This is a genomic window from Methylobacterium sp. WL19 (assembly GCF_008040005.1).
Taxonomy (GTDB): domain Bacteria; phylum Pseudomonadota; class Alphaproteobacteria; order Rhizobiales; family Beijerinckiaceae; genus Methylobacterium; species Methylobacterium bullatum.
Genome location: NZ_VRVC01000076.1, coordinates 1 through 24,820, shown reverse-complemented (window position 1 = coordinate 24,820; position 24,820 = coordinate 1). Strand labels below are relative to the sequence as shown.

Genomic DNA, 24,820 nt, shown 5'->3' with positions numbered 1-24,820 from the left:
GATGACAACCGGCCCGGCGGCGCCAACCGCCCGGCGGCGGGCGACACCGAGCGGCGTGGCGAGATCGAACGACGCGACCGCGAACGCCGCGAGGCGTTCGAGCGCAAGGACGAGCGGGACCGCCGCGACGTCTTCAACCGTCCGGGCCGGCCCGGCTATGTCGAGGGCGGCTTCCGCGGCAACGACGTGCGCAGCTACGACGAGGTCCGTCGTGACCGGCGTGAGTTCAACGAAGGCGGACGCACCTATATCCGCGAGCCCGGCCGCATCATCGTGCGGGATCGCGACAATTACTTCATCCGGCACGACGAGAACGAGCGCTTCCGCTATCTCGACCGCGGCGCCTACCGCAGCGAGCGCCGCGGCGGCGACACGATCACCTATCTCGACCGTCCGGGCGGCATCCAGATCGTCACCGTGGTGGACGATGACGGCCGCCTCGTGCGCCGTTCGCGCCGCTTCCGCGACGGCCGCGAGGTCGTGATCATCGACAACGGCTTCGGCGGTCCCCAGCGTCCGATCTACGAGGACGTGATCGACCTGCCGCCGCCGGACATCCGCATCCCCCGCGACCGCTACGTGGTGAATTACGAGGGCGCCGACGAGCGGCAGGTCTACGAGGCACTGTCCGCCCCGCCGGTGGTGGCGGTGGACCGCCGCTACACCCTCGATCAGGTGCGCTACAGCCCGCAGCTGCGGGCACGGATGCGCAGCGTCGACATCGACACCATCACCTTCGATACCGGATCGTTCGACGTGACACCCGATCAGGCCTCGCGGCTCGGCAACATCGCGGCGGCCATCAACCAGGCGGTGAAGGCCAACCCGCAGGAAGTGTTCCTCATCGAGGGCTACACCGATGCGGTGGGCAGCGAGGTCGACAACCTGTCGCTCTCGGATCGCCGCGCCCAGTCGGTGGCGACGGTGCTCAGCCAGAACTTCCAGGTGCCCCCGGAGAACCTCACCACCCAGGGCTACGGCGAGCAATCCCTGAAGGTGAACACTCAGGAGGCCTCGCGCGAGAACCGCCGGGTCACGGTGCGCCGCATCACCCCGCTGATCCAGCAGCAGGGCGAGGCTGCGGAAGCTCCGCCCAAGTAAGCCGGGCAAGTAAGCCGGCTTGGCCGCATTGTCGTGACGTCACGGGCCGCATGTCTCGAAAGAGGGGTGCGGCCCGCGTCGTTCCGTGCTTCTGCAACACTCCCGCGAGCGCGCGACATCGAGGAGACCGGCGACCATGGCCGAGGAGAGCGACCGCCTGATCACGGCCGGGACGCCGATCTTTCGTCGGACCACCCTCGCTCTGTTCGCCGCAGGCTTCTCCACCTTCGCCGTGCTCTACGGCGTCCAGCCGCTGATGCCGGTCTTCGCCGACGAGTTCCATGTCTCGCCGGCGGAGAGCAGCCTGTCGCTGTCGCTCCCCTGCGCGATGCTGGCCCTGGCGCTCCTCGTGGTCAGCCCGCTCTCCGAGGTGTGGGGGCGCAAGCCGATCATGGTCGCCTCCCTCTTCGCCTCGGCGATCCTCACCCTCATCGCCGTGATCGTGCCGAGCTGGCACGGCTTCCTGGCGTTGCGCGCGCTCACGGGGTTGGCCGCGAGCGGCCTGCCGGCGGTCGCCATGGCCTATCTCAGCGAGGAGATGGATTCCCGCGCCATCGGCCTGTCCATGGGGCTCCTCATTGGCGGCAACGCCATGGGCGGCATGGTCGGGCGCCTGATCGCCGGCATCATCACCGATCATGCCTCCTGGCGCGTGGGTCTCGGCACCATCGGAATCCTGGCGCTCGTCGCCGCCATCCTGTTCTGGCGCGGCCTGCCGCCGTCGCGGCGCTTTCTCGCCAACCCGATGCGCTGGCGTCAGGTGCCGGGTACGTTCGGCCAGCATTTCCGCGATCCCGGCCTGCCCTGGCTCTTCGCCGAAGCGTTCCTGCTCATGGGCGGCTTCGTCAGCGTCTACAATTACGTGGGCTTCCGCCTGCTCGATCCGCCCTACAACCTCAGCCAGTCGGCCATCGGCGCGATCTTCGTGGTCTATCTCGCCGGCACGTTCAGCTCGGCGGTGACGGGCGAGATCGCGAGCCGGCTCGGGCGGCGCCGGGTGCTATGGCTCGCGATCCTGCTCGGCCTCGTCGGCATCCTCATGACCCTGTCCGAGCGCCTTCCCCTCATCATCGCGGGGATCGTCGTGGTCACGGTGAGCTTCTTCGGCGCCCATTCGGTGGCGAGTTCCTGGATCGGGCGGCGCGCCCTGCGCGACCGGGCGCAGGCCTCCTCGGTCTATCTGTGCCTGTATTACCTCGGCTCGTCGGTGCTCGGCACGGCCGGGGGCTGGTTCTTCGAACATGCGGGATGGTCGGGGGTCGTCGCCTTCTTCGGCGCCCTCTACGGTCTCGCGCTGGCCATCGCGCTCCGACTTTCGCGCCTGCCCCCCCTCGTTCCGGGTCCATCGTCCGACCCCGACCGTTGACCAGCCCGGTTCGACAGCCCATCTAGGCGCTCGTCGTCGCTCACCGGAGCGACAGGCGAGCGATCGCCGCAAACTAGGAAGTCCGGCACGCTTGGTCCAAGCGGCTCCGGCTTACGGAACCGAACGTGTTCGAGCTCGCCGTCGCCGTCGCCCTGATCGCCCTCAACGGGGCCTTCGCGCTGTCCGAACTCGCCGTCGTCTCGTCGCGGAAGTCCCGGCTGCGGATGATGGTGGAGGCGCGCCGGCCCGGCGCCGAGGCCGCCCTCACCCTCGCCGAAGATCCGGGACGTTTCCTCTCCGCCGTCCAGATCGGCATCACCCTCGTCGGCATCCTGTCCGGCGCCGTCTCCGGCGCGGCGCTCGGCGAACGCCTCACCGAGATCCTGTTCGAGGCGGGCCTGTCGAAACCCGTGGCCGATCCCCTCGGCTACGGGATCGTCATCGCCATCATCACCTATCTGTCGGTGATCATCGGCGAACTCGTGCCCAAGCACGTGGCCCTGCGCGACCCTGAGGGCATCGCCTGTTTCGTCGCCCGGCCGATGCGGCTGATCTCGCGGATCGCGCTTCCGGCGGTCTGGCTCCTCGACGCCTCGACCCGCGCGGTGTTCCGGCTGTTCGGCCAGGAAGCCTCCAGCGCCAGCGCGGTGACCGAAGAGGAGATCCGCACCATCGTGGCGGAGGCCGAGACGGCGGGGGTGATCGAGACCGACGAGCGCAAGATGATCGCCGGCGTGCTGCGCCTCGGCGACCGCGCCGTGCGCGGTGTCATGACCCCGCGCACCGACGTCCACTGGATCGACCTCGACAAAGAGCCGGAGGAGATCCGCGCCATGCTGGTCTCGAGCCCGCATTCGCGCATCCCGGTCGGCGAGGGCAACCCGGACAACATGCTCGGCGTCGTGCAGGTGCGCGAACTGGTCAAAGCGCTCATCGAGAACGAACGGTTCGACCTGCGCGCCTATATCCGCAGCGCCCCGGTGCTCCCCGACACCCTCGACGCCCTCGACGCGCTCACGGCCCTTCAGGCGGCCGACGTTCCGATGGCGCTCGTCCACGACGAGTATGGCCATTTCGACGGGCTCGTGACCCCGGCCGACATCCTCGACGCCATCGCGGGCGCGTTCCATTCGGAGGATTCGGAACCCGAGGCGGTGCAGCGCCAGGACGGGTCCTGGCTCATCGCCGGCTGGATGCCGGTGGACGAGATGGCCGACCAGCTCGGCATCAAGCTCGAATCGAGCCGCGACTACGAGACCGCCGCCGGCCTCGTCATCGCCAAGCTGCAGCGCCTGCCGGAGACCGGCGAGACCTGCGACATCGCCGGCTGGCGCTTCGAGGTGGTGGATCTCGACGGGCGCCGGGTGGACAAGATCCTGGTGTCGCGGATCGCTTGAGCTTCCCCCGGGAAGCGGACACCCTCAGGCATAGCGCTTGGCCCCCGCCACACAGAGAACCACGAGGCCGGTGACGGCCAGCATGCTCGGGGCCACGGGCTCGTGGAGCAGCAGGCCCGCGAGAGCCAGGCCGAAGAACGGTTGCAGCAGTTGGAGCTGCCCGACGCCGGCGATCCCGCCCAGGGCCAGCCCGCGATACCAGAACACGAACCCCACCAGCATGCTGAAGACCGAGACATAGGCGAGGCCGATCCAGGCCGGCAAGCCGATGCCGCCCCAGGCCGGGGGCAGGTTCACGAGGGCGATGGCGGCCATGAGCGGCAGGGACAGAGCCAGGGCCCAGGAGATCACCTGCCATCCCCCGAGCCGGCGCGACAGGGTCGCGCCCTCCGCGTAGCCGAGGCCGCAGAGCACGATCGCGGCCACCATCAGGAGGTCGCCCGTGAGCGAGCCGCCCCCGCTTTGGAACAGCGCGAAGCCCGCCACCGTGAGACTGCCGATGCCGGAGAACAGCCAGAAGGCCGGGCTTGGACGCTCTCCGCCCCGGATCACGCCGAAGATGGCGGTGGCGAGCGGAAGCAGGCCGATGAACACGATGGAATGAGCCGACGTGATGTGCTGGAGCGCCAGCGCCGTCAGGAGAGGGAAACCGACGACGACACCTAGGCCCACGATGGCCAGCGGCGCGAGATCGGATCTTTCGGGACGCTTCTGCCGCAGGGCGAACAGCATCGCCGCGCCGAGCAGGGCGGCGATCACCGCGCGCGCCGAGGTCAGGAAGAGGGGCGTAAAACCGCCGACCGCCACCCGCGTCGCCGGCAGCGAGGCGCTGAAGATGATGACGCCCAGAAGGCCGCTGCCCCATCCCGCCGTGATCCGTTGCATCGCTTCGTCCCACCCCGATCGGACCGCCAAACCGGAGAGGTCTCGGCGCGGACACCTTGACAACCATCCGGCACTCATGCCGTCAAATGCTTGACCCGTCGCTGTCCATGCGAAACAGGCATGATGAACCCGGCCCATCTCGATCTTTTTCGCGCCGTCCTCCGCCATGGCGGGATGACGCGGGCCGCTGCCGCCCTCGGCATCGGGCAACCCCATGTCAGCCGCGCGATGGCGCAGCTCGAGGCCGATCTCGGCTTCGCGCTGTTCGTGCGCGGCCATGGCAGCGCTCTGCCGACGCAGGAGGGTGAGGCTTTCGCCCGCGAGGTGGAGCGGACCTATGCGGGGCTCGACCACCTGTCCCAGGCGGCCCGCCAGATCCGCGACCTCGGCACGGGGCCGCTGCGCATCGCCTGCCAACCATCCCTGGCCTCACGGCTGCTGCCGCGGGCGATCCGGCGGTTGAGCGAGGAATCACCGGGCATCCGGGTCGCAGTCCATGTGCCGGCGCCGGAGACGATCTGGTCCTGGGCCGCCTCCGGTCAATGCGATCTCGGCCTGGTGCGGCCCCGCTCCGGCTATGCGGGCGTGATCTGCGAGCCCTTCCTCGCCATCGATGCGGTCTGCGCCCTGCCCCGGGGGCATTCCCTCGCGGCCAGGCGGGCGATCGGGGTGAGCGATCTCGCCGACGAGCCCCTGATCGCGGGCGGAACCGGGGTGTTCCAGCAGGCGATCGAGGCGGCCTTCGCGGCGGCCGGCATCGTCCCGCGCTTCGGCCTCATGGCGCAATATACGTCCGCGCGCTGCGGCCTCGTGGCCGAAGGGCTCGGTATCGCCATCGTCGATCCCCTTCCCGCCCGCGCGCTCGCGAACCTACCCATCGTGCTGCGACCGTTCCGGCCGCGCCTGCCCATCGAGACGATGCTGATCCGCCCGGCGGGCCGACCGCCGGGCCAGGCGGCGGAACGGCTCGTGGGACATCTCCTCCGGGAACGGGACGCGCTCTTGCCGAAGGCGGCGGGCGGAGGCGACTGAACCCGAGCCGCGCCGGATCGGGACGGAGCCACCGGGCTGAAGACACTCGGCGCGACGGAACGCTTCGCCTCCTTGCAGGCTCCCCCATGAGCGACCCCATATCGAGAGCTTAGCTCGGTGACGTTCGCCCGAACGACAAGATCTCTCGTGTCAGATTCAAGTCACGACACATCTCTGTCTTGACATCCGGCACGATCCTGCCTGTTTAAGCAGTCCTTCCTCCGCACTTGCTTGATCGCAATGGCCGGCGACAGATCGATTGCCCACACATGCGCACTTAAGCTTATCTTTAGACGATCTCTTGTAACCCTTCTTCGCATTCTGCTGCGCCTGAGCGCATATCAATCCGGGGTTCGAGATGAAGGTCGTCAGGCAAGCCAGCGTGATGCTGAAGATCGCCATCCCGCTGGCCCTGATGGGACTGATGGGACTGATGGCGGTTGGGCTGGTGGCCTATTCGCGCACGGCCCTGAACAGCGTCGCCGAACAGACAAAATATTATGCCGACGTTCTCACAGTCCGCCAGGAGACTTATCTGCGGGCTCAGTTCAAACTCGCGGAAGCGGCCCTCCTGAGCCGCAACATCCTGCTGGAGAAGCAGCCCGAAAAGATTATCGATCACAAGACACGGTATGAACAGGCCGCCAAGACGACGATCGAGCATATCGACAGGCTGATCCTCCTGGCCGAAACCCCCGAACGTCGCAAGATCGGCCAGGATGTCCGGCAAATGGCCGAAGCGTATTTCGTCATCCTGCATCGTGCGACGGCGCTCGCTCTGGAGAACGAGATCGCCAAGGCGCTGCAGGTCGTGCAGCAGGAAGGCCAGCCGGCACGGACGAAGCTGAACGCGTTCATCGAGCAGCGCACCCAGCGAATCACGGAGGAAATGCAGGCGGGAAAGCGAGCACTGGAAGCCGAGGTCGCCGACACCATCCAGCGCCTGATCGCCATCGCGGCCATCGGCCTCACCGCCGCCGCGATCCTGGCCGGCCTCATCGTCACGTTCGGCATCACCCGCCCGCTGGGCCATCTCGTTTCGGTCCTGCAGCGGATGGCGCAGGGCGACATCGACGCCGAGATCGAGGAGGCCAAGCGCGGCGACGAGATCGGCGCCGTGGGCAAGGCCGTGGAAGAGATCAAGGCCATGGTCGCCCGGAAAGCCGCCGAGGAAGCCGACATCCGGCGCATCGCCGACGACGCCGCACAGGCGGAACGGAAGCGCACGATGGTCGCGATGGCCGACAGCTTCGAAGGCGCCGTGGGCGGCATCATCGAGATGGTGTCGGCCTCAGCCACCGAACTCCAGGCCACCGCCCAGACCATGACCTCCACCGCCACGCAGACGGCGAGCCAATCCATGACCGTGGCGGCCGCCGCCGAGGAAGCCGCCACCAACGTCAACACCGTGGCCGCGGCGGAGGAGGAGCTCGGCGTCTCCGTGCAGGAGATCGGACGGCAGGTCAGCGGGTCGGCCGATCTCGCCCAGGGCGCCGTGACGGAGGCCGACCGGACGGCGGCCCTGGTGCAGGCCCTGTCCCAGGCGGCCTCCCGCGTCGGCGACGTCGTCGGACTGATCTCGAACATCGCCGCGCAGACCAACCTTCTCGCCCTCAATGCCACCATCGAGGCAGCACGCGCGGGAGAGGCCGGCCGAGGCTTCGCCGTGGTGGCCACGGAGGTGAAGGAACTGGCCAGCCAGACAGCGCGGGCCACGGACGAGATCTCCAGCCAGATCGCCCAGATCCAGGGTGCCACCGGCGAGGCGGTGTCGGCCATCGCCTCCATCACGTCCCGCATCCGCGAGATCGATTCGGTGGCGACCACCATCGCCGCGGCGGTGGAGCAGCAGGGGGCCGCGACCCAGGAGATCGTCCGCAACGTCGCCCAGGCCGCGACGGGAACGAGCGAAGTGACGAGCAACATCTCGGGCGTCGCGGGGGCCGCCGAAGAGACGGGGGCAGCCGCATCCCAGGTGCTCGGCTCGGCGGGCGAGCTCTCTCGCCAATCCGAGCACCTGAACGTCGAGGTGCGCCGCTTCCTCGCCAGCGTAAGAGCGGCCTGAGGCCGTCTCCGGCCGCTGCATTCGGTGTCCGGCGAGTGCGGGTCCCCTCTCTTTGGAAGGAGAGGGAGCCTGCTCCGGCCATACTGACCGAAGCGATCGACCGGAGGGGGTATGAGGCCGACCGGCATCGGTCCGAGACCGGCCGACGATGAGGACGACCATCGGCCGGGATCAGCGCCGCTTGGTCTGAGAAGCGGGATCCGCTTTTCGGGCCGAATCTGTCAGCCTCGACCGCCGAGCCGCGCCGCCACGATGTCCCGGCCGATGAGGGGCAGCAGGCCCGAGAGGTCCGGCCCGTGCTCCAGCCCTGTCACCGCGAGGCGGAGGGGCATGAACAGGGCCTTGCCCTTGGCGCCGGTCCGCTCCTTCACCGCATTGGTCCAGGCCTTCCAGGTCTGGCCGTCCCAGGGCTCGGGCGGCAGCACGTCCAGGGCGGCGGCGGCGAAGCCCGCATCCGCGATGACCGGCGTCACCTGCCCGGCCACGATCCGCCACCATTCGGCGGCGTCCCCGACCTTGGTGAGGTTGGGCTGGATCACCGCCCAGAACGCCTCCGCGCGTGCCTCCGGGATGCCCAGGGCGAGGAGGCGTTCGCGCGCCTCGTCATAGGGCATGGCGTGGATCAGGCGAGCATTGAGCCCGTCGAGTTCCTGCGGGTCGAACTTCGCCGGCGCCCGCGAGATGTGGGAGAGATCGACCAGGGCGGCGAGGTCGTCGAGGCCCGGCACCGCGCGCACCGCCTCGGCCGAGCCGGTGAGCACGGCGAGCGAGCGCACGGCGCCGGGCTCGTAGCCCGCCTCGCGCAGGCCCCTCAGCGAGAGGTGGCCGAGCCGCTTCGACAGGCCTTCGCCGTCGGCGGTGGTGAGCAGGTTGTGGTGGCCGAAGATCGGCACCGGCTGATCCAGGGCCTCGAAGATCTGCACCTGCACGCCGGTATTGGTGACGTGGTCCTCGCCGCGGATCACATGGGTGATCCCCATCTCGGCATCGTCCACCACGGAGGGCAGCGTGTAGAGGTAGCTGCCATCGGCGCGGATCAGCACCGGGTCCGAGAGGGAGGCGCAATCCACATGCGCCGGCCCGCGCACGAGATCGTCCCAGGCGACCGTGCGGGCATCGAGCTTGAAGCGCCAATGCGGCGTGCGCCCCTCGGCCTCCAAAGCCGCGCGCTCGTCATCGCTGAGGCCGAGCGCCGCCCGGTCGTAGATCGGCGGCTGGCCCCGTCCGAGTTGCCGCCGGCGGCGACGCTCGAGCTCCTCCTGCGTCTCGTAGCAGGGATAGAGCCGGCCCGCCGCCTTCAGGCGCTCGGCCGCCGCATCGTGGATGGCGGAGCGGTCCGACTGGCGGGCGAAGAGATCGGGCACGATGCCGAGCCAGGCGAGGTCCTCCTCGATGGCTTTGGCGAATTCCTCCGTCGATCGCTCCCGATCGGTGTCGTCGAGGCGCAGCAGGAAACGCCCGCCGCGCGCCCGCGCGAACAGGGCGTTCAGCAGCGCCGGGCGGGCGTTGCCGATATGGAGGAAGCCCGTGGGCGAGGGAGCGAAGCGGACGAGGGGGGCAGATGTCATGCCCGCCCTCTAGCCGATTTTCGAGTGTCTGGGGACTGTCGGCCCCGAGAGACTGTCAGTTCAGACGGGCCCGTCAGCTCCAGGCGTGGAACGGCGGGTTCACGCCGTTGAGGGCGTGGTTGCCGATGATCGCGTATTTCCAGCGCACCGGGTCATGGAGGGTGTGGGTGCGGGCGTTGCGCCAGTGCCGGTCGAGGTTGCTCTCGGCGAGCGTCGAGCGGGTGCCGGCGAGCTCGAACAGCTTGCTGCTCGCCTGCACGGCGATCTCGGTGGTGAGCACCTTCGATTCGGCCACGGCGAGCTGGGCGGCGGCGACCGTCTCCGCGCTCGGGTTGGCCACCGCCTCGTCCAGCGCGAGGCCGGCCCTGTCGAGGATGGCCTCGGCCGCATGGAGCCGGATCGTCAGCTCGCCGATGGCCTGGATCGTGTAGGGGTCGTCGGAGGCACGGTCCTGGCCGCTATCGACCCAGGGGCGGGTCTTGGTGCGCACGAACGCGATGGTGTCGTCGATGGCCTCGCGGGCGATGCCGGCATCCACCGCCGCCTGGATGATCTGGAACACGGCGCCGTCCGAGCGTGGCTGCTCGTAGCCCTTCCAGGCCGGCACGAGATGGGTCTTGGGCACCCGGACGTCGTCGATGAGGACGGTGCCGCTCGCCGTCGTCCGCTGGCCGAAAGCGGACCAGTCGTCGATGACGGTGAGGCCGGGCGCGCCCCTGTCGGCGATGGCGTACCAGGCGCGGCCCTCGCCATCGAGGGCGACGATGGGGACGAGATGGGCGAGCAATGCCCCCGTGGAATAGAACTTCTTGCCGCGCACGATGACGTGGTCGCCGTCATCGACGAAATGGGTCTTGAAGTCGGTGGCGCGCGGGGTGCCGATCTCCGAGAAGGCGTTGCCGAAGCGGGTGCCCTTCAGGACCTCGCCGAACAGCAGCGCCTGCTGATCGGGGTCGGACACCGTGCGGATCGCCGCCACGATGCCGAGATGGTTCTGAGAGATCTGGCCGATCGAGGGGTCGGCGGCCGAGATGATCGCCACGACCTGCGCCAGGGTCTTGTAGGACACCTCCGGCCCGCCGAAGGCCTTGGGCACGTTGATCGACCAGAGCCCGCTCTGCGAGAACGCGTCGAGCTCGGCATAGGGCCGCCGGTTGGTCCGGTCGCGTTCGGACGCGCCCTCGCGGAACTCCCTGGCGAGGCCATGGGCGACGCGGATCGCCTCGGCATCGTCGCGGATGACATGGGCGGGGGATGCCGGACGGGGAACCGGCGGCGCGCCCCGGGCGGTTTCGAGCGACTGGGCGCTGACGGCGATGTTCATGGATGGCTCCGAAGTCGAAGGGTGTCGCGCGGCGGCTCGCGCACTCTCCTCCCCCTTGTGGGGAGGAGTTGGAGGTGGGGGTGGCCCCGAAGATGTCGCGCCATATCCGGCACCACCCCCACCCTCGATCCCTCCCCACAAGGGGGAGGGAGGAGCGTTGCGTCAGCTCAGGCGGCCTCGGCCCGGCGCTCGCGCGCGGCCTCCAGCGCCCTCACCTTCGGGATGATGTGGGCACCGAAATAAGCGACGTCCTCCTGGAAATGCAGGAAGGCGAGGAGCGCGAGGTCGACGCCGGCATCCTTCAGGGCGACGATGCGCTCGGCGATCTGGTCGGGCGTGCCGATCAGGTTGGTCTTGAAGCCGTCATTGTACTGGACGAGGTCCTCGAAGCTCGATTTCGCCCAGTTGCCCTCCCCTTCCGGGGAGGCCTTGCCGGCGTTCTTCACCTCGTGGCCGAAGGCCTTCACGGCATCGGGATCGGCGTTGTCGATGATCTCCTGAAGGACCGCGCGGGCCTCCTCCTCGGTGTCGCGGGCGATGACGAAGGCGTTGACGCCGACTTTCACCGAATGCCCGTTGGCCGAGGCCTTGGCCTGGATGTCGTCCACCTGCGCCCGGATGCCCTCCGGCGTGTTGCCGTTGGTGAAGTACCAATCGGAGACGCGGGCCGCCATGTCGCGCGCGGCGCGGGAGGAGCCGCCCTGGAAGATCTCGGGCTGCGGGTCGGCCGGCTTCGGCTTCAGGGTGTAGTTGGTGTAGCGGTAGAAATCGCCGCGGAAGGTGAAGTCGTCCTGGGTCCAGATCCCGCGCAGGGAGCGGATGAACTCCTCGGAGCGGCGATAACGCTCGTCATGGTCGAGCCAGGGCTCGCCGATGGCGCGGAACTCGCCGGAGAACCAGCCCGACACGACGTTGATGGCGATGCGCCCGTTGGTGAGCTGGCTGATCGTGGCGATCTGCTTGGCGGCGATGGTCGGGTTCCATGGGCCGGGCAGGAGCGCGGCGATGACCTTGAGCTTCGTGGTCACCGCCAGCAGGGCGTGGCTGAACGCCACCGATTCGTGCTGGAACTCGGCGCCGTAGCCGGCGGTGAAGCGAATCTGCGTCAGGGCGTAGTCGAACCCCGCCGCCTCCGCGATCTGGGCGAGCTTGCGGTTGTAGTCGGCATCCCAGCTGGTGCGCTGCTCGATCTTGCTGATGACGAGGCCGCCGGACACGTTGGGCACCCAATAGGCGAAACGGATCGGCTCCGGGGCGAAATGGTTCGGGAGAGTCATGCATCTATCCGCGAATTCGAGACATCGTGCGGCCCAGTCGACGGCGCGACCGCAAGTGAATACATTATGATATCAAGCACACGACGAAGTTAAGATTGCGCTGTAGCTTTGGTGTGCCGAATGTCTTACGAAGACGGGGCATAGTCAAAGGAAGAGAAATACTTTTTCTTGCGCCATGTCGGGACAATCTTCCGGCAAACCGGCCTCGAACGACACGATCGCGTTCCGGCAGGACCGGGATCGGCGGGGGCGCGGCATCTCGGACGGGCCGGTCCGCGAGATTTTCCCGGGCGTCGACCTTTCCCGGTCACCGGAGCCTCCCGCACGGCGGCAAACGGCCCTAGCTATCGATGCGCCAGCGATGGTAATCCCCGCACTCGGAGGGCTTCACACACTCCCGGTCACGGTCGTTTCTCGCGCGGAGCACGATTGCGCAGGGGAGTCGTGTGAGAGACGCTCGATGGTGACGGATACGGGCTCGGCCCCGCCCCGAACGGGGCATGGCGGGGCATCTCGGATGACAGGTGGAACCCAGGCGATGACCGGCTTCGACGCTTCGACCTCTCCTTTCGCCGGACCGTCCTTGCCGCGTCCGTCATCGCAGCTCGTCACCGTCTTCGGCGGCTCCGGCTTCCTCGGGCGCCATGTGGTGCGGGCGCTGGCCAAGCGCGGCTATCGCATCCGCGTCGCCGTCCGCCGCCCCGACCTCGCGCTCTTCCTGCAGCCGCTGGGCAAGGTCGGGCAGATCGTCGCCGTCCAGGCGAACCTGCGCTACCCCGACTCCATCGCCCGGGCGGTGGAGGGTGCCGACGTGGTGGTGAACCTCGTGGGCATCCTGCAGGAGAGCGGCAAGCAGAGCTTCCTGGGCCTCCAGGCCGAGGGGGCGGGCGAGATCGCTCGCGCGGCGGCCAGCGTCGGCGCGCCGGTCGTCCACGTCTCGGCCATCGGGGCGGACGAGACGTCCGGGTCCGAATACGCCCGCTCCAAGGCCTTGGGCGAGGCGAACGTCCTGGCGGCCCAGCCCCGCTCGGTGATCCTGCGCCCCTCCCTGGTCTTCGGCCCCGGCGACAGCTTCTTCAACCGCTTCGCGTCGCTCGCCCGCGTGCTCCCGGTCCTGCCCCTGGCCGGCGCCGGCACGCGCTTCCAGCCGGTCTTCGTCGGCGACGTGGCCGAGGCGGTCGCCCGCGCGGTGGACGGACAGGCCGAGGCGGGCCGGGTGTTCGAACTCGGCGGTCCCGAAATCGAGACCCTCGACGCCCTCGTTCGCTACATGCTCAAGACCACCATGCGCCGCCGCCTCGTGGTCGACCTGCCCAAGCCCCTCGCCATGCTGCAGGCCCGTGTGATCGAGACCGTGGACACCCTGAGCCTCGGCCTTCTGCCGGACAGCCTCAAGCTCACGCGCGACCAGGTCACCTTGCTCCAGACCGACAACGTGGTCTCGGAGGCGGCCAAGGCCGAGGGGCGGACCCTCGACGGCCTCGGCATCCTGCCCACCGCCATGGCGGCCGTCGTGCCGGGTTATCTCTGGACCTTCCGCAAGGCAGGCCAGTTCGCCAAGGAGACGATCACCATCTCCGAAGAGGAGGCGGCGGAGCCGTCATCCCCGCCGGTCACACGCCCGAGCGGTCCTCCGATCGGCCCCGACGCGACGGCCCCGAGCCGGATGGGCGTGCGGTGGGGGACGCGGGGCTGAGGCGGGCCGCGATCAACCGATCCGCTTGCGCACATCCGGTCCGGCCAGGGCGGCCTTGCGGCTCAACCCCTTGTGGACATGGACCATCAGGGCGATGCCGAAGAGCGGCGTCAGCAGGTTGAGGACGGGGACCACCATCAGGCCCGCCAGCATGGCGCCGGCGGTCATGGTGGTCAGGCCGAAATGCCGGCGCATGGCGCCCGCTTCCTGCATGGGCCGGAAGCGCCCGGCGGCGAGTTCGAAATACTCGCGCCCGAGGAGGTAGGTGTTGGCGAGGAAGAACGCCACGAGGTTCACGCCCGGCACGAAGAACAGGATCAGCGCCACGAGGTTCACCAACAGGGCGAGGCCCGCGAAGCGCAGGGCGTAGAGCATCGCCGACTCGATCGGCAGAGCCGTGCCCGGCGCGTCTTGGGGAAAGTCGGTGCGCTCCACGATGGCGGCGGCATCGTCGAGGAAATAGCCCGCCACCAGGATCGAGACCGCCGGCATGACGTAGGCGAGGCCGATGAACAGGCCGGCGCCGGCGAAGAACACCGCCAGGGTATCGAGGAACGGGTAGCTCGCCGACAGGTGATGGTTGGCCAGAAACCAGTCGATCGCCTTGGTGAGGCCGGCCCAGATCAGGACGAGGAGCCCGAGGGTCAGGGCCAGCGACTTCCACAGGATGGCGCGCAGGGGCGGCGAGAGCACCTGCTTGACCGCAGCGAAGGCCGCCTGAATGAGCATGGCGCCCGAATCCTTGAGTTCCGCGCGAGGGCGGGCGAGCCCCCGTCCGAGAGCCGCCGTCAGCGCCGGGTTCTGGCGGCGCCGGCGTTGCGGCGCAACCCCGGCCGGCCGTGCCGCGCTGAACCTTTTTGCCGCTGCCGCGCGTTCCTGCAAGAGATCGGCGACGTTTGAGGACGTGCGATCCCTTCTCCCGTAACCGTCGGTAGAGAATCGCGGGTCACTCTACCGGCCCTCGGCCCTTCACGACCCGCCTTCCCGGATGCCTGCCCACCGCATGATCCCGACATCCCGTCCCGCCCACGCGCATTTCCGGCCGAGCATCGCCCCGCGCCTCGCGCCTCTGCCCGACCACGCAGATGTGATCGTCGTCGGCGCGGGTGCCGCCGGGATCGCCGCGGCGCGGACCCTCACGGAACGCGGCATCTCCGTGGCCGTGCTGGAGGCGCGCGACAGGGTCGGCGGACGGCTGATCACCACGATGCTGCGGGGCCATCCGGTGGATCTCGGCGGGCACTGGCTCCATGCCGGCCCGATCAACCCGCTGGTGCGCCTGGGCGAGATTCGGGGCGAACCCTTGAGGATCGCCGCGCAGGAGGGGCATCTGTTCGTATCGGGGCGGAAGGGGCGCCCGGCCGAGGCCGCCGCCCATGCCCGCGCCTTCTCGGTGGCCGATCGCGCCCTGACCACCCAGGCCGGGTTCGGCGGCCCCGACCGCCCGGCTTCGAGCGCGCTCCCGCCCGGCCTCGGCCCCTGGGCCGAGCGCATCGCCCTCGTCCACGGCCTCGTGTCGGGTCGCCCCCTGACGGACGTCTCACTCCATGATTTTCCCAGCATGGAATACGGCGACAACCGTTTCATCGCCGGCGGCTTCGGCGGCTATCTCGCCCGCCTGGCGCAGGGGCTGCCCATCGCGCTGAACTCGCCGGTGGTGCGCATCGACTGGTCGGGGACGGGCGTCACCGTCGAAACGGCGGACGGATCGGTGCGGCGGGCCAAGGCGGTGATCGTCACGATCCCGATGATGGTGCTGCGCGCCGCGCCGTTCTTCACCCCTTCCCTGCCGCCGGAGACGCGCGCGGCCATCGATGGATTCTCCAGCGGGATCTACGAGCACGCCGTGCTGCACTGGCCCTCCGCGCCCTTCCTCGGTCGCGACCGCCTCGCCGCCCTGGTCGGCGGACGCCACAAGCCCCCCGGACTGCTCACCCGGGTGGACGGGACGCCGTTCCACTTCTTCGAGCTCGACACGCCGATGATCCGGGCCCTCGACGCACGGGACCGGCACCCGGATACCACTCGCCGACTGGTCCGCGCCGTCTTGGCGGAGCATCTCGGTCACCGCGCCCTGCACGATCTTGCCATTCCGGCGATCAGCGAATGGCGCCACGACCCCTGGTCGCTCGGCTCATGGGCCGTGGTCCCACCCGGACATGCGCCGGCACGCGGACAGCTTCAGGCCCCGCTGGCGGACAAGATCTGGTTCGCCGGAGAGGCGCTGTCGCGCCTGCAATGGGGAACCGCCGGAGGCGCCTATCAAGAGGGCATGAGAGCGGGCACGGAGGTTGCAACTCAAATTTTTTGAGATCGCCCTTTGGTAGAAATGTAGTTTTTCTAACCAACAGGTTCATTTGTACTCTCGAATTTACACTTGAGGATGCAATTAATTTTCTCTCCACTTTTGCAACATAGGTTGTCTCTGTGGGTATCGGTGGGATTTCGGGCGTTGCGCGAATGCTAGATGGGACAGTACTCCTTATAACGGATCGGCCCGACAGCAGTGAATTGTTGCGACACGAGCTGAGCCTCGTGGCGGACTGCAAGGTCATGAGATTCGATGCGGCAATGGACTTGAAGTCGGTGCCCATCGGTGCGGTGTCGGATGTGACCCTCGACCGGCGCGACGCCGCCTCCGCCATGCGCCGGGCCTTCGCGCGGTTGAGGATCGCGGACGTTCCCGTCATCTGCCTCCTTCGGAACATGAGCGAGATCGGCATGCGCAATGCCAGGAATCTCGGTGCGACCTGCTGCCTCTCGGCTCTGACGAACCCCGTCATGGTCGCCCGCACGATGATGACGCAGGTGATCCAGGACCGCGCCGAGAGGCCGGCCCGGAGCATCGAGCGCGGCGTGGCTCGGGCCACCGAAGTCCTGACCCGCCTGTTCGACGTGGCGCGGTCGAACGATCCGGTCTCCCTGACGCGGGTCGATGCCAGCCTCGAACCGATCATCGCGGCGGTTCGCGAAGGTGGGTTGACCCGTTGGCTCGACCGGGTCTGGACGCATGACGACGCCACCTACCAGCATTGCCTGCTGGTGGCGGGCGTGGCCGCCAAGTTCTCGCTTCACCTCGGCTTCTCGGCCAGCGACCGCCATCACTTCGTCCGCGCCGCCTTGCTCCACGACATCGGGAAAGCCCGGATTCCGCTGGAGATCCTCAACAAGCCTGGCCGGCTCGACGATGGCGAGATGGCGATCATGCGCACGCATCCGGTCATCGGCTACGAGAAGCTGAAGGAGTCCGGCTGCGATGCCCTCACCCTCGGCGCGGTTCGGCATCACCACGAGATGCTCGACGGTTCGGGCTATCCCGACCGCCTCAGCGGGGATTCCATCGGCGATACCGTGCGGCTGATGACGATCTGCGACATCTACTCGGCGCTGACCGAGAAACGCGCCTACAAGCCGGCCATGCCGAACGCCGTCGCCATGGCGATCCTCTCGGACATGAAGGGTCGGCTGGAGGACAGGCTGGTCCAGTCCTTCGGCGAGGCCATGGGGAACGGCTCGTGACGACGCCGAAACGGATCCCGGACGCGGCTCGGGACAGGGCGAAGGTCAGCCGAAGCCGCCTCGCTTGAGCCGCATCACGGTCCGATCCAGCGCGCCGAGATAGGCGGAGCGGTCCCGCGCCGAGAAGGGTCGCGGGCCGCCCGTGACCGTGCCCGCCTCGCGCAGATCCTGCATCAGGTTGCGGGTGGCCAGAGCGAGACCGATCCCGCTCTCGCTGAAGGGCTTTCCGTTGGGTGCCAGGACCTCGGCGCCCGCCTTCACGCAGCGGCTGGCGAGCGGCACGTCCGAGGTGACGACGACCGAACCCGGTCTCGCCCGTTCCGCGATCCAGTCGTCGGCGGCGTCGAAACCGTCGCTGACGACGACGCGCTCGATCCAGGGCTCGCGCGGCAGGGTGATGAAGCTGTTCGCCACCACGTAGACATGCAGGCCGTAGCGGCCGGCGACCCGGTAGGTCTCGTCCTTCACCGGGCAGGCATCGGCATCGATGAAGACGACGATCGAACGGTCGGCGGCCGGCTCGTTCATGCGGACGCCGCCAAGGGCACGGCCGAGGGCGCGGTCACGGTCCGTCCGCCCTCGCTCACCTCGAGCGCCGGAGCCGTGCGCTCCAGGGTCGAGACCGCGAGGGGCTGGCCCCGGCCGCGCAGGGCATGGGCGCCGAGCGAGCGGGCATGAATACCCTCGGGCAGGCGCGGCAGGCGTGCGAGGAGATCATCCGAGATCAGGATCTCGGTGCCCAGGGGCCGGCACAGGGCCTCGATCCGCGAGGTCACGTTCACCGTGTCGCCGAAATACGCGATCTTGTGCCGGTCGACCCCGACTTCCGCCGTGACGATGGAGCCGCCATGCAGCGCCGCCCGCAGGCGGGGCACCACACCGAAACGGGCTTGCCAGGCCGCTGCCTCGGCCTCGATCCTGTCGAGGACGTCGAACACGCAGGCGACGCAGCGGGCGTCCTTGAGGCCCCGCTCCATCGGCCAGGTGATCATGGCCATGTCGCCGATGTAATCGTCGGTGGAGCCGTGATTGCGGCGCACGGGCTCGGCGAGGGCGGCGAAGACCGCGCCGAGATAGGCCTGGGCCTTGAGGTCGCCATGGGTCTCGGCGAAGGCGGTGGAGCCGACGACGTCGAGGAAGAGGAAGATGCGGTCCTCGCGCACCGGCCGATGATAGCGGCCGACGAGGAAGTTCACGAACACCTCGCCGCCGATGAGATCGCGCATGCGGATGACGAAGACGAGCATCGCCGACACCGCCAGCGAATAGGCGAGGACCCGCGGGGTGATCTTGACGGCGTCCCTGAGCGCGTCCCCGGTCAGGCCGAGTGCCCAGACGACGAGGCCGCCGAGCGCGATGCCGCTGGCGATCATCAGGACATAGGCGAGCTCGGCCGTGAGCACGTAGATCTTGGCCGGCAACTGGCGCAGGCGCGCCTGAAGGCCGCCGAAGATCAGTCCACGGTCGAAGGCGAGGGTGGTCGACCCCACCGCGAGGCCATAGATCACCCCGGCCAGCGGCGAGGCACCGTTGGCGAACAGCAGGTCGTAGAGGAGCCCGGCGCCGCTGCAGGCGACGAGAATGAGGATCCAGAACCAGCGGTGCGGCGGCAGCATCAGACACCACCCCGGTCTGGCTCGTCACGAAGACGATGGCGTCGCGCGGGGAGAAGCAAGGCGTGGCATCCTTCGGAAGGCCATCGTCGGAGGGCGCGGACGAGGAACCGCGCCGAGACGACCGGCCCACCCTGAACAACGGTCCATGATGGCGCGATTAAGGCCATGGGCCGTTAAGCCTGCCCTCGAAATTCATTGACCGCCCGGAAGACCGTGAGATCTCCGTAACCGGGTACGCTTTAGGCTCGTTGTCAGACAGGCAGACCTCACCGCTGCAATGCGGCTCAACCGCTTCAGAAGGCGCGCATCGCGATGAGCATGACCAGTGCGAACTCAGACCCGACCGCTTCCGGGACGCCGGCCATACGCCCGCTGGTCGCCCCGCGCGACATCCGCGCCATCGCGCGCGACCTCGGCTATTCGCCCGACTGGAACTGGAGCTGGGAGAACTACAAGAACACGATCGTCGCCCTCACCAACGAGTACGGCCTTCGCGACCATCTCGAGATCGGCGGCGGGCGCGACCCGGTCTTCCAGCCCCCGGAACTGGTCCGGCATGGCATCAAGGTGACGATCAACGACATCTCGCAGAAGGAGCTCGACCTCGCGCCGCCCGAATTCGCGAAACTCTGCTGCGACATCGCCTCGCCCTCCACCATCGACGCCATCGGCCGCAACCGGTTCGACTTCGCCTATTGCTCGATGGTGATGGAGCATGTGCCGGACGTGGCGCAGATGTGGCGCAACATCCATGGCCTCCTCGCGCCGGGCGGCGCGGCATTGAGCTTCTTTCCCACCCTGTTCGCCCCGCCCTTCGTCGCCAACCAGCTCATGCCGGAGGCCCTGTCGCGCGCCGTGCTCCACACCCTGTTCCCGGACCGCAGGGACGATGGCGGCAACCCGAAATTCCCGGCGCATTACAATTACTGCCGGGGCAGCGAGGCGGTGATCGTGCCGCTCCTGAAGGAGATCGGCTTTCGCGAGATCGTCGTGCTGCCGTTCTACGGCTACAGCTACTTCCACAAGCTGCCCGGCCTGCGCCAGATCGACGACGCGTTCACCCGCCTCGCCCGGAGCCGGGACTGGCGGACCTTCACGAGCTTCGCCTTCGTCATCGCCCGTAAATGACCATCACCCGGTCCGATGCGGTCATGAATGTCATCATCGTCGCCGATCACGCCTTCATCAACGGCGGGCAGGCGAAGGTCGCCATCGAGAGCGCGCTGGGCCTCGCCGGGCGTGGCCATCGGGTCGTGTTCTTCGCAGCCGTCGGCCCGGCCGATCCGCGTCTCGCGGCCGCCGACATCGCGGTGATCGTGCTTGGCCAGACCGACGTGGCGCTCACCACCTCGCTCGCCAGTTTCGGCGTGCAATGGCTCTGGAACCGGCCGGCGGCGCTCCGCCTCCAAGCGCTCCTCTCCGGCTACGATCCGGAAGACAGCGTCGTCCACGTCCATGGCTGGGCCAAGGCCCTGTCGCCCTCCATCGGACCGGTGCTGAAGGCGACGAGGGTGCCGGTGGTGTTCACCATGCACGAATACTATCTCGCCTGCCCCAATGGCGGCTTCTACGATTACCCGATCTCGGCCGCCTGCCACCGGACCCCGCTCTCGCCCGCCTGCATCGCCTACAATTGCGATTCCCGGAGCTACGCCCGCAAACTGATGCGGGTCGGCCGTCATGCGTTGATGCGGGGGTCGGGGCTGGTGGGCAGCGCGGCCACCGTCATCACCATCAGCCGGCTGCAGAAGACCGTTCTCGCCCCCTACCTGCCGAAACGGACGCGCTATTTCGAGGTCTCGAACCCGGTCGACGCGGAGCCCCTCGGGCGGAAGGCGGATCGGCCGCTGGGCGACATCGTCTTCGTCGGGCGGGTCTCGCCCGAGAAGGGCGCGAACGTCTTCGCCGAGGCCGCCCGCCTCGCCGGGCAGACGGCCGTCTTCATCGGCGACGGCCCGCAGCGGGCGCAGCTGGAGTCGGACTATCCGGAGGCCCGCTTCCTCGGCTGGAAGAACCCGGCCGAGGTCAAGGCGCTCATGCGCGCGGCCCGCGCCCTCGTCTTCCCCTCGGTCTGGTACGAGGGCCAGCCCCTCACCGTGCTCGAATCCCTGGCGGCGGGGACGCCGGTGATCGTCAGCGACATCTGCGCCGGGCGGGAAGCGGTGGAGGACGGCGTCAACGGTCTCTGGTTCGCGTCCGGCAAACCAGATTCCCTCGCCGCCGCCCTCATGCGTCTTTCCGACGACGCGGAGGCGCGCCGGATGTCGGATGCGGCCTACGACCTGTTCTGGGCCGATCCGCTGACCCTCGACCGGCATCTCGACGGGATCGAGGCGGTCTACCGAAGCAGCCTCGCTTACGCGCGCTCCCCCTCGACCATCCGGGCCATCCACGCCTGAACCGCCGTGACGTCGGCCTGGCCGAGCCCGTGCCCCGCCGGCTGGATGTCGTGCGCCACATCCGCCCCGGCCCGGCCGAGGATTCCGGCGAGACGCGCGGCGTTCTCGGCCGGCACGATCGGATCGGCCATGCCCGACAGCATCAGCACGGGCGTGCCGGTCAGGTCGGGAACGGGCGGTTCCGCCAGCGGCATCATCGGCCGGAGCAGCGCCGCTCCCGCCAGCACGCCCGGATGGAGCAGGAGAAGGGCGGCGGCGATGTTGGCGCCGTTGGAGAAGCCGAGCGCCACCGGTGCGGCGATGCCGTAAGCCTCACGGGCCTCCGCGATGAAATCCGCGAGCTCCCGTGCACGGCGCCGGAGGTCGGCCTCGTCGAAGACCCCCTCGGCGAGACGCCGGAAGAAGCGCGGCATGCCGTTCTCCGGGACGGGTCCGCGCGGCGACAGCAGGGCGGAGCCCGGCGAGACGGCGCGACCCAGGGGCAGCAGGTCGCTTTCGTCGCCGCCGGTGCCGTGGAGCAGCAGGAGCGGAGGGGAGCCGGCCACGGTCGCGGGCTCGAAACGGTGAGTGAAGGACAGCTTGGTCATGACGGCCTCGCGAAGAGTGCGTGGGAACCGCCCCTCCTCGCGAAGGGGCGGCCCTTTCAGGCGATGGTGGGGAGAACCTCCTCGATCCGCGCGCGGTGCGCCTCGAGGAAGGCGGGGAGCTTGAGCGCCTCGCCCAGGGCCTCGGCCGGCTCGTCGACGGCAAAGCCCGGGATGTCGGTGGCGATCTCGAACAGCACGCCGCCGGGCTCGCGGAAGTAGACCGAGCGGAAATAGGCGCGGTCGCGCTGCTCGGTCACCTGCAGTCCGTGGGTGCCGGTGAGATCGGCCACCATGGCGGCCTGCTCGGCATCGTCCTTCGCCCGGAAGGCGATGTGATGGACCGAGCCGGCTCCGGGCCGGCCGCGCAGGAACTCGCCCACCGCCCGGAGGGTGACGAACCCGCCGAGAGCACCGCCATTGGCGTAGCGGGTCATCGCCCCGTCGCGTCCGGCCTCGGAGAAGCCGAACACCCCGGTGAGGATCCGCGCCGTCGGCTCCGCCTCTTTGAGGAGCAGGGTGACGCCGTGGAAGCCCCGGATGGCGTGCTCGGCCGGAACCTCGGCACCGGTCCGGGAAGACGCCCCCTCGGTGGCGTCGTCGACCCCGACCAGGGCCAGCACCATCCCGTCGGGATCGCGCAGGCGGAGGACCGGCTCGCCGAAGAGCTGAACCAGGGCGTCATGGTCGACGCCCTTCTCGATCAGCCTGTGAGTCCACCAGCCGATGGAGGCGCGGGGAACGCGGAAGGCGGTCTCCTGCGTCTCGCCGATCCCGACCCGTCCCCGCGCGGCATGGGCGACGGGAAAGAACGTCAGGATCGTGCCGGGCCGTCCGGCCTCGTCGCCGTAATAGAGGTGATAGGTCGAGGGATCGTCGAAATTGACGGTCTTCTTCACCAGGCGCAGGCCGAGGACGCGCCGGTAGAAATCGAGGTTGCGCTGGATGTCGCCGGCATAGGCGGTGACGTGGTGCAGGCCGTTATCGGACATGGTCGTGTCTCCCGGACGCGCTGGCCGGTGGATGACCACCGCGCCGCTTCGTGATGACGACAATCTGGGGCTTGGCATGCCGCATGAAAACAGAAACGATGGAAACCTATCGTTTCTGGAACTGCGCCTATGAAACTGCCGGATTTCGAAGCCTGGGCAATCTTCGCCAAAGTCGCGGAGACGGGTGCGTTCGGGCGGGCGGCGGATGAACTCGGCCTGTCGAAGGCCACGGTCTCCAAGGCGATCACCCGCCTCGAAGGCCGGATCGGCGGTCGCCTGTTCCATCGGACCTCACGCAAGATCGCCCTGACGGAACTTGGCCATGCGGCGCGGGAGGGGGCCGCGCGCATCCTCGCGGAGGGTGAAGCGGCGGAAGCCCAGGCCACGGCCTCGTCATCGGTTCCGCGCGGCATGGTGAGGCTCGCCGCCCCCATGTCGTTCGGGATTCTCCACGTCGCCCCGATCCTTCCGGATTTCCTGGGCCAGTATCCGGAAGTCTCGGTGGATCTCCATCTCAGCGATGCGTTGGTCGATCTCGTGGGCGGGGGCTTCGATATCGGCCTGCGCATCGCCGCGCTGGCGGATTCCTCCCTGCGGGCGCGGCGCCTCTGCCTCGTGAACCGCGCCCTCGTGGCATCGCCGGAGTATCTCGACCGGCATGGCCGGCCGGAGCATCCGCGCGACCTCGCCCGCCATCCCTGCCTCGGCTACGCCTACCTGCCGAGCCCGGACCGCTGGATCTTCACCAGCCGCGAGGGCGAGGAAGCGGCCATCGTCCCTGCCGGGCCGCTGCGGGCCAACAATGCCGACGCCCTGACCCCCGCCCTTCGCGCCGGGCTCGGTCTCGCCGTCCAGCCGGATTTCATGGTCTGGGAGGATCTTCGGGCCGGGCGGCTCGAACGGGTGCTGCACGGTTGGGACCTGCCGCCCATCGCCCTGCATCTGGTCACGCCGCCGGGCGACCCGCGCCCCGCCCGCGTCCTCGCACTCATTGCCTTCCTGGCGGCCCGGTTCGCGGCGGCCCCCTGGTCGAACGGCGCCGCCGTACAGCCCTGAGGCCGCGATCAGAGCACGACATGCGGGCCGACCGCGTCCGCGTGGAGCGGCGAGAGGAAGGCCGCGCCGATGCCGTTGTCGAACCGGCGGGCGACCTTGGCTCTGGTCCTGCCGATGACGATCAGCGTGCCGACGTCGAGGGGCTCCTCCATGGAGACGGCGACCCCCGATGCCGAGATGTTGATGACACGGCCCGGCAGCATCGATCCGGCCTCGGTCGTGACCAGCACGTCCTGGATTTCCGGCACGATGCGCGGAAAGGCGCGCGTCACCAGGGGCGGGGGATTTTGCGATTTCGCGACGCTGAGGAGGCTCTGCACCACGAGCCCGAGGGGATGGTCGGCGCTCAGAACCCGTATGGCGAAGGCGGATGTCTCCGCTCGCACGACGATGGCTTCGATAGATCCGGCATGGCGGATACTGCAGGTCAGTCGCTCATCGACGGCGGGCACGACCGAGGATTTGAAACGAATTCCGTCCGAGGAGAGATCGTCGGTGACCGCATAGAAATTCTGCCGATGCCGCCCCCAGCAAAGAGCTGGCAGGATGACCTTGTATCGCGCCTCCGACCGCCTGTCGCTCATCGCATTCCTTGTTGCGTCGAGCCTTCCTATGCTGGCGAGTCTTCAGGCGAAGCTTTCACGATCAAGAGAATTCGATTCAATATCCTGCATCAACAACTCGGTCCACAGCCATTACACGTAAGGCGAGTGAGGCGGATCGGATCAGGCTCCGCCGCCCGACCGGCCGACCCCCGTCAGGCCATGCACTTTGATGCGGGAGGCGAGGGTCGTCGGCTTGACGCCGAGCAGTTCGGCCGCCCCTCCGGCCCCGAAGACGCGGCCCTTGCTCAAGATGAGGGCGGCCGAGATGTCGGCCCGGTCGCGTGCCCTTCGCTCGGCCTCGGTGGCGGGGGTGGCGCCGGCCGCGACCTCGCCCTGCG

At 68.7% G+C, this 24,820-nt stretch carries 21 protein-coding genes and 1 pseudogene; 11 read left to right on the top strand and 11 right to left on the bottom strand.

What is annotated here, in order from left to right; all coding sequences use genetic code 11:
- From FV220_RS15595 to FV220_RS15585, 3 genes are all read left to right on the top strand, one after another.
- Positions 1-1,101 (top strand): OmpA family protein (locus FV220_RS15595; RefSeq protein ID WP_246689471.1); only part of this gene is annotated, 1,101 nt, incomplete at its 5' end.
- A 136-nt stretch (positions 1,102-1,237) separates the two neighbouring features.
- Positions 1,238-2,467, top strand: coding sequence for an MFS transporter (locus FV220_RS15590; RefSeq protein ID WP_056147591.1), 1,230 nt, complete (start codon positions 1,238-1,240; stop codon positions 2,465-2,467).
- Between the two features lie 125 nt (positions 2,468-2,592).
- Complete coding sequence (locus FV220_RS15585; protein ID WP_056248223.1) at positions 2,593-3,864, top strand: hemolysin family protein; 1,272 nt, start codon at positions 2,593-2,595, stop codon at positions 3,862-3,864.
- Between the two features lie 24 nt (positions 3,865-3,888).
- On the opposite strand, the gene FV220_RS15580 is transcribed toward FV220_RS15585, so the two are convergent.
- Entirely contained in the window at positions 3,889-4,749 is an 861-nt protein-coding gene (locus FV220_RS15580; protein ID WP_056248225.1) for a DMT family transporter, read from the bottom strand.
- Between the two features lie 120 nt (positions 4,750-4,869).
- On the opposite strand from FV220_RS15580, the gene FV220_RS15575 reads away from it, so the two are divergent.
- Positions 4,870-5,781, top strand: coding sequence for a LysR family transcriptional regulator (locus FV220_RS15575; protein ID WP_056147604.1), 912 nt, complete (start codon positions 4,870-4,872; stop codon positions 5,779-5,781).
- Positions 5,782-6,139: 358 nt separating this feature from the next.
- Positions 6,140-7,846, top strand: coding sequence for a methyl-accepting chemotaxis protein (locus FV220_RS15570; RefSeq protein WP_147832519.1), 1,707 nt, complete (start codon positions 6,140-6,142; stop codon positions 7,844-7,846).
- A gap of 221 nt (positions 7,847-8,067) precedes the next feature.
- On the opposite strand, the gene gltX is transcribed toward FV220_RS15570, so the two are convergent.
- From gltX to sfnG, 3 genes are all read right to left on the bottom strand, one after another.
- A complete protein-coding gene (gltX, locus tag FV220_RS15565) occupies positions 8,068-9,414 on the bottom strand; it encodes a glutamate--tRNA ligase (protein WP_147832518.1) in 1,347 nt (448 codons plus the stop codon).
- Positions 9,415-9,487: 73 nt separating this feature from the next.
- The gene (locus FV220_RS15560; RefSeq protein WP_147832517.1) at positions 9,488-10,738 is read right to left on the bottom strand and encodes an SfnB family sulfur acquisition oxidoreductase; all 1,251 of its coding nucleotides are present in this window, start codon (positions 10,736-10,738) and stop codon (positions 9,488-9,490) included.
- A gap of 167 nt (positions 10,739-10,905) precedes the next feature.
- The gene (gene sfnG / locus FV220_RS15555; protein ID WP_018041874.1) at positions 10,906-12,015 is read right to left on the bottom strand and encodes a dimethylsulfone monooxygenase SfnG; all 1,110 of its coding nucleotides are present in this window, start codon (positions 12,013-12,015) and stop codon (positions 10,906-10,908) included.
- 538 nt (positions 12,016-12,553) lie between these two features.
- Between sfnG and FV220_RS15550 the strand changes: the two genes are divergently transcribed.
- Complete coding sequence (locus FV220_RS15550; RefSeq protein ID WP_018041873.1) at positions 12,554-13,711, top strand: complex I NDUFA9 subunit family protein; 1,158 nt, start codon at positions 12,554-12,556, stop codon at positions 13,709-13,711.
- 12 nt (positions 13,712-13,723) lie between these two features.
- Here FV220_RS15550 and FV220_RS15545 read toward each other — a convergent pair whose 3' ends face one another.
- The gene (locus FV220_RS15545) at positions 13,724-14,440 is read right to left on the bottom strand and encodes a sulfate transporter family protein (RefSeq protein ID WP_147832516.1); all 717 of its coding nucleotides are present in this window, start codon (positions 14,438-14,440) and stop codon (positions 13,724-13,726) included.
- Positions 14,441-14,714: 274 nt separating this feature from the next.
- Between FV220_RS15545 and FV220_RS15540 the strand changes: the two genes are divergently transcribed.
- Both FV220_RS15540 and FV220_RS15535 read left to right on the top strand, forming a co-directional pair.
- Positions 14,715-16,022, top strand: a complete 1,308-nt coding sequence (locus FV220_RS15540; RefSeq protein ID WP_147832515.1) for an NAD(P)/FAD-dependent oxidoreductase — start codon at positions 14,715-14,717, stop codon at positions 16,020-16,022.
- A 260-nt stretch (positions 16,023-16,282) separates the two neighbouring features.
- Positions 16,283-17,230, top strand: coding sequence for an HD domain-containing phosphohydrolase (locus FV220_RS15535; protein WP_238254195.1), 948 nt, complete (start codon positions 16,283-16,285; stop codon positions 17,228-17,230).
- Between the two features lie 45 nt (positions 17,231-17,275).
- Here the strand turns inward: FV220_RS15535 and FV220_RS15530 are convergent, their stop codons facing one another.
- Together FV220_RS15530 and FV220_RS15525 are read right to left on the bottom strand one after the other, a co-directional pair.
- Complete coding sequence (locus tag FV220_RS15530; RefSeq protein ID WP_147832514.1) at positions 17,276-17,758, bottom strand: YaiI/YqxD family protein; 483 nt, start codon at positions 17,756-17,758, stop codon at positions 17,276-17,278.
- On the bottom strand, positions 17,755-18,846 hold the full coding sequence (locus tag FV220_RS15525; RefSeq protein WP_018041868.1) for an adenylate/guanylate cyclase domain-containing protein: 1,092 nt from the start codon (positions 18,844-18,846) through the stop codon (positions 17,755-17,757). The genes FV220_RS15530 and FV220_RS15525 overlap by 4 nt, the downstream gene beginning before the upstream one ends.
- Before the next feature lie 312 nt (positions 18,847-19,158).
- Here FV220_RS15525 and FV220_RS15520 point away from each other — a divergent pair, with 312 nt between their 5' ends.
- Complete coding sequence (locus tag FV220_RS15520; protein ID WP_056147633.1) at positions 19,159-19,974, top strand: methyltransferase domain-containing protein; 816 nt, start codon at positions 19,159-19,161, stop codon at positions 19,972-19,974.
- 23 nt (positions 19,975-19,997) lie between these two features.
- Complete coding sequence (locus tag FV220_RS15515; protein ID WP_147832513.1) at positions 19,998-21,245, top strand: glycosyltransferase family 4 protein; 1,248 nt, start codon at positions 19,998-20,000, stop codon at positions 21,243-21,245.
- On the opposite strand, the gene FV220_RS15510 is transcribed toward FV220_RS15515, so the two are convergent.
- Both FV220_RS15510 and FV220_RS15505 read right to left on the bottom strand, forming a co-directional pair.
- Positions 21,203-21,832, bottom strand: a complete 630-nt coding sequence (locus FV220_RS15510; RefSeq protein WP_018041865.1) for an alpha/beta hydrolase — start codon at positions 21,830-21,832, stop codon at positions 21,203-21,205. The two genes, FV220_RS15515 and FV220_RS15510, sit on opposite strands and share 43 nt — an antisense overlap.
- A 56-nt stretch (positions 21,833-21,888) precedes the next feature.
- A complete protein-coding gene (locus FV220_RS15505) occupies positions 21,889-22,821 on the bottom strand; it encodes a ring-cleaving dioxygenase (protein ID WP_147832512.1) in 933 nt (310 codons plus the stop codon).
- 129 nt (positions 22,822-22,950) lie between these two features.
- Between FV220_RS15505 and FV220_RS15500 the strand changes: the two genes are divergently transcribed.
- The gene (locus FV220_RS15500) at positions 22,951-23,877 is read left to right on the top strand and encodes a LysR family transcriptional regulator (RefSeq protein WP_056147636.1); all 927 of its coding nucleotides are present in this window, start codon (positions 22,951-22,953) and stop codon (positions 23,875-23,877) included.
- Between the two features lie 8 nt (positions 23,878-23,885).
- Here FV220_RS15500 and FV220_RS15495 read toward each other — a convergent pair whose 3' ends face one another.
- Together FV220_RS15495 and FV220_RS15490 are read right to left on the bottom strand one after the other, a co-directional pair.
- Positions 23,886-24,461, bottom strand: a complete 576-nt coding sequence (locus FV220_RS15495) for a PilZ domain-containing protein (protein ID WP_018041862.1) — start codon at positions 24,459-24,461, stop codon at positions 23,886-23,888.
- 141 nt (positions 24,462-24,602) lie between these two features.
- Positions 24,603-24,820, bottom strand: a pseudogene (locus FV220_RS15490) (histidine kinase); the annotation flags it as partial.

Coding starts and splice junctions, on each gene's coding strand:
- FV220_RS15515 (WP_147832513.1), top strand. CDS start 19,998: ATGAATGTCATCATCGTCGCCGATCACGCCTTCATCAACGGCGGGCAG.
- FV220_RS15545 (WP_147832516.1), bottom strand. CDS start 14,440: ATGCTCATTCAGGCGGCCTTCGCTGCGGTCAAGCAGGTGCTCTCGCCG.
- FV220_RS15510 (WP_018041865.1), bottom strand. CDS start 21,832: ATGACCAAGCTGTCCTTCACTCACCGTTTCGAGCCCGCGACCGTGGCC.
- FV220_RS15560 (WP_147832517.1), bottom strand. CDS start 10,738: ATGAACATCGCCGTCAGCGCCCAGTCGCTCGAAACCGCCCGGGGCGCG.
- FV220_RS15570 (WP_147832519.1), top strand. CDS start 6,140: ATGAAGGTCGTCAGGCAAGCCAGCGTGATGCTGAAGATCGCCATCCCG.
- FV220_RS15520 (WP_056147633.1), top strand. CDS start 19,159: ATGAGCATGACCAGTGCGAACTCAGACCCGACCGCTTCCGGGACGCCG.
- FV220_RS15500 (WP_056147636.1), top strand. CDS start 22,951: ATGAAACTGCCGGATTTCGAAGCCTGGGCAATCTTCGCCAAAGTCGCG.
- FV220_RS15580 (WP_056248225.1), bottom strand. CDS start 4,749: ATGCAACGGATCACGGCGGGATGGGGCAGCGGCCTTCTGGGCGTCATC.
- FV220_RS15590 (WP_056147591.1), top strand. CDS start 1,238: ATGGCCGAGGAGAGCGACCGCCTGATCACGGCCGGGACGCCGATCTTT.
- FV220_RS15530 (WP_147832514.1), bottom strand. CDS start 17,758: ATGAACGAGCCGGCCGCCGACCGTTCGATCGTCGTCTTCATCGATGCC.
- FV220_RS15525 (WP_018041868.1), bottom strand. CDS start 18,846: ATGCTGCCGCCGCACCGCTGGTTCTGGATCCTCATTCTCGTCGCCTGC.
- FV220_RS15540 (WP_147832515.1), top strand. CDS start 14,715: ATGATCCCGACATCCCGTCCCGCCCACGCGCATTTCCGGCCGAGCATC.
- FV220_RS15495 (WP_018041862.1), bottom strand. CDS start 24,461: ATGAGCGACAGGCGGTCGGAGGCGCGATACAAGGTCATCCTGCCAGCT.
- FV220_RS15550 (WP_018041873.1), top strand. CDS start 12,554: ATGACCGGCTTCGACGCTTCGACCTCTCCTTTCGCCGGACCGTCCTTG.
- gltX (WP_147832518.1), bottom strand. CDS start 9,414: ATGACATCTGCCCCCCTCGTCCGCTTCGCTCCCTCGCCCACGGGCTTC.
- sfnG (WP_018041874.1), bottom strand. CDS start 12,015: ATGACTCTCCCGAACCATTTCGCCCCGGAGCCGATCCGTTTCGCCTAT.
- FV220_RS15505 (WP_147832512.1), bottom strand. CDS start 22,821: ATGTCCGATAACGGCCTGCACCACGTCACCGCCTATGCCGGCGACATC.
- FV220_RS15575 (WP_056147604.1), top strand. CDS start 4,870: ATGATGAACCCGGCCCATCTCGATCTTTTTCGCGCCGTCCTCCGCCAT.
- FV220_RS15535 (WP_238254195.1), top strand. CDS start 16,283: ATGGACTTGAAGTCGGTGCCCATCGGTGCGGTGTCGGATGTGACCCTC.